The organism is Methylobacterium sp. P5_C11 (genome assembly GCF_054049775.1).
Map to the genome: position 1 here is coordinate 1 of NZ_JBFULS010000107.1, position 4,006 is coordinate 4,006.

Below are 4,006 nucleotides of genomic sequence, written 5' to 3' on the forward strand. Positions count from 1 at the left end.
GCGCCTGTCGCTGCAGAAGCACTACCACCGGGCCGAGCACTGGGTGGTGGTGCGCGGCACCGCCGAGGTGACGATCGACGACCGGATCGTGCTGGTCCACGAGAACGAGGCGGTCTACCTGCCGATCGGCTCGATGCATCGCCTGGCCAATCCGGGCAAGATCCCCCTGGAGCTGATCGAGGTCCAGGTCGGATCCTACACCGGCGAGGACGACATCATCCGCGTCGAGGATATCTACGGACGCTGAGGGCGCAGGCCCTGGCCGGGCGTCGATAAACCCGGTCTGGCGGCCGGTCCGGGGATCCCTGCCACCCCCATCGGAGATCGAGGCGGTAACCCGTCGCCGCCGGCTCCACGAGGGGCCATTGCCACGTCCCAATCCGGGGCGCGTCCAGGGCATGCCGGCCCCCGAACGCTCGCGCGCATCCGTAGCCCCTTCCCCGCCCGGGGCGGTGGTCTCGCGCCGCCAAGGCGATTATCGACACGCGCACGCATTCCGCCGCGCCCGGCGCGCGGCCGCCCAGGAGAATTGTGACCGTGCCCGACAGCACCCCGCGTCCCGTGATGCTCGTGATCCTCGACGGCTGGGGCCTGCGGGACGCGGTGGCCGACAACGCCGTCCACCAGGCCAAGACGCCGGTCTTCGATGCCTTGATGCGCGAGCGTCCCCGGGCACGGCTGACGACCTTCGGCGCCGATGTCGGCCTGCCCGAGGGGCAGATGGGCAATTCCGAGGTCGGACACCTCAACATCGGGGCGGGTCGCGTGGTTCTGCAGGACCTGCCGCGCATCGACACCGCCGTCGCCGACGGGTCGCTCGCCCGGAATCCGGCCCTGATCCGGTTCGTCGAGACCCTGCGCGCATCGGGGGGCACCTGCCACCTCGTCGGCCTGCTGTCGCCGGGCGGGGTCCATGCCCATCAGGACCATGCCGTGGCGCTGGCGCGCGTGCTGGTCGGGGCGGGGATCCCGGTCCGCCTCCACGGCTTCACCGACGGGCGCGACATGCCGCCCCGCTCGGCGGCCACCTGCATCGCCGATGTGGAGGCCACCCTTCCCCGGAGCGCGCGCATCGGCACCCTGTGCGGCCGCTATTTCGGAATGGACCGCGACCGGCGCTGGGAGCGGGTTCAGACGGCCTACGACGCCCTTACCGAGGCGCGCGGAACCCGGTTCGCCCGAGCCGGGCAGGCGATCGCCGCGTCCTACGCCCAGGACGTGTCGGACGAGTTCATGCGGCCGGCCATCATCGGCGACTATGCCGGCATGCAGGACGGCGACGGCCTGCTGTGCTTCAACTTTCGGGCCGACCGGACCCGGCAGATCCTGGAGGCGCTCCTCGACCCGGCCTTCGCGGGCTTCCCCCGCACCCGGATGGTCCGGTTCGCCGCGGCCCTGGGGATCGTCCAGTACAGCGTCGAGATCGACGCCTTCGCCGAGACCCTGTTCGGAGCCCTCGACCTGCCCAACGGGCTCGGCGAGACCGTGGCGCGGGCCGGGCGCACGCAGCTGCGCATGGCCGAGACCGAGAAGTACCCGCACGTCACCTACTTCATGAACGGCGGCCGTGAGGCGCCCTTCGAGGGGCAGGACGCGGTCCTCGTACCCTCGCCGAAGGTCGCCACCTACGACCTCCAGCCGGAGATGTCGGCGCCCGAACTCACCGACCGCGCCGTGGAGGCGATCGGCGCCGGGCGCTACGACCTCATCATCCTGAATTTCGCCAACCCCGACATGGTCGGCCATACCGGCAGCCTCGCGGCCGCCGTGACGGCGGTGGAGACCGTCGATGCCTGCCTCGGCCGCGTCGTCGAGGCGGTGACGGCGCAGGGCGGGGCGCTGCTGGTGACCGCCGACCACGGCAATTGCGAGATGATGCGCGATCCCGAGACCGGCGAGCCCCACACCGCCCACACCCTCAACCCGGTGCCGGCCATGCTCATCGGCGTCGACGGCGTGTCCCTGGCCGACGGGCGGCTGGCCGACGTGGCGCCGACGCTCCTCGACCTGATGGGGCTCGACCAGCCGGCCGAGATGACCGGAGCCTCCCTGATCCGGAAGCGGGGCCAGGGCTGAGAACCTGGGTCGGCGGCACGCCGCCTGCACGGCCCGGGCTGTCATGCACGCCGTCCCTGCGTTACGTCCCGCCACGAAGCCGGTCTGTCCCAGCGTGGTGCGAGGTCGTGGTGCGTCTGACCGGTTCTAGGACATGATCRCCCGCCACAGCCTGATCTATGTCGGCTCCCGGGGCTTCGCGGCGGCCCTGAACATGGCCTCCGTGGCGGTGTTCACGCGGCTGGCGCCCGTGGAGAGCTACGGCACCTACCTGTACGTCCTGTCCTGGGCGCTGGTCCTCTACGGGGCGACCTGCCAGTGGCCGAAATTCGCGTTCTTCGCCCTCTACGACGAGGCGCGCGAGCCCGCGCAGGTCGGCACCGTGGTGCGGATCCTGGGCGGCACGCTGCTGCTCGCCGGGCTCGGCAGCGCGCTGGCCGCCGCCCTCGGGCTGATGCCGGCGCGGATGGCGGCCGCGATCCTGGCGCTCGCCTTCGGCACCACCCTGTTCGAGGGCTCCACCGAGATCGCCCGGACCCGCCTCCGGGCCGGGGCGGTGGCGGCCTCGGTGATGAGCCGGGCCGTCCTGATCCTCGCCCTCGGCAGCGCGGCGCTGCATCTCTCGCAGGATCCGCTGCATCTCGCCTTCGCGGTGGCGGCCGCGAACGCCCTCGCCTCGCTCCCGGCCGCCGCCACGATCGCCCCGATGATGCCCGGCCGCGGCAGCCGGGCCGAGGCCCTGCGGCTGTTCGCCTACGGCTGGCCGCTGGTCCTGTCCTTCGGGACGGCGGCGCTCGCCCAGAGCCTCGACCGGCTGATCATCGCCAAGACGGTGGGGCCGGCGGGGCTCGGCGCCTACGGGGCGCTGGCCGACTTCCTGAAGCAGAGCTTCATCGTGTTCGGCGAGGCGATCGCCCTGTCGCTGATCTCCATCGCCAAGCGCGAGGCGCGGGTGGGGGGGATGGCGGCCGCCTCCGGGGTGCTGGGCGATGCCGCCCGGGCGATGACCCTGATCGCGGCCTTCGGGGCGGTGTTCTTCCTGTGCTTCGACGATCTGGTCGTGGCGGTGCTGCTCGGACCCGCCTACCGGGCCGAGGCGCGGGAACTCGCCCCGGTGCTGATCCTGGCCTCCATCCTGATGATGTTCCGCGCCTACTATTTCGGGCAGGTGATCTATTTCACCCGCTCCAGCGGCCTGGAGGCGGCCGCCGCCTTCGCGACCCTCGCCGCCGTCGCCGCGCTGTCGCTCCTGCTGATCCCGCGCCTCGGCGCCGCCGGGGCGGCCCTCGCCTTCGCGGGCGGTCAGAGCGCGGCCTGCCTCGTGCTGGTGCTGGGCGCCCGCCGGGCCGGCACGGCGATGCCGCTGCCCCTCGCCGACTTGGCCGGCATCGCCGGGATCGCGCTGGCCTGCGGCGCGGTGAATGCCGGGATCGCCCTGGTCCCGGGGGGGCTGATGCCGCCGGGCCAGGCCCTGCGCCTGGTCCTGCTCGCGGTCGCCGCCGGGGTGACCGCGTGGCGCTACGACGTGCTCGGCTTCGCCGGCGCGATCCGCCACCGGCTCGCGGCCTGACGGCCCCGCGATGACCGACACCGCCGCGCTCCCGGGAGGCTTCGTGGCGGCGATCCGGACCCTCGATCCCGGCGCCCCCTGGATCCCGGCCTGGCGCGCCCTCGGCGCAGCCGCCCTGATCCGGAATCCGTTCTACGAGGCGGGCTACGCCCTGGCTGCCCGCGACGCTTTCGGGGCGGGCGTCCGGCTCCTCCTCGTCGCCGACCGGGCGCCGGAGGCACCGGGAGTCCGGCTCGTCGCCGCCTGGCCGTTCCGGCTGTCGTGGCGGCGCTGGGGCCTGCCGCTGCCGCTGCTCATGGGCTGGACCCACGGCTACGCCCCGTACGGGGCGCCGCTCCTCGACGGCGCCGCGCCGGAGGCCGCCCTGGCGGGGCTGCTCGC

3 protein-coding genes and 1 pseudogene are annotated in these 4,006 nt (G+C 73.4%); all 4 read left to right on the top strand.

The features are described from left to right. On the top strand, positions 1-247 hold a 247-nt coding region (locus ACXJKQ_RS27410; protein ID WP_457108822.1), incomplete at its 5' end, for a cupin domain-containing protein. A 317-nt stretch (positions 248-564) separates the two neighbouring features. Beyond that, positions 565-2,076, top strand: a complete 1,512-nt coding sequence (gene gpmI, locus ACXJKQ_RS27415; RefSeq protein ID WP_457108824.1) for a 2,3-bisphosphoglycerate-independent phosphoglycerate mutase — start codon at positions 565-567, stop codon at positions 2,074-2,076. Positions 2,077-2,209: 133 nt separating this feature from the next. After that, on the top strand, positions 2,210-3,625 hold the full coding sequence (locus tag ACXJKQ_RS27420; protein ID WP_457108823.1) for a lipopolysaccharide biosynthesis protein: 1,416 nt from the start codon (positions 2,210-2,212) through the stop codon (positions 3,623-3,625). A 10-nt stretch (positions 3,626-3,635) separates the two neighbouring features. Then, positions 3,636-4,006, top strand: a pseudogene (locus tag ACXJKQ_RS27425) (GNAT family N-acetyltransferase); the annotation flags it as partial.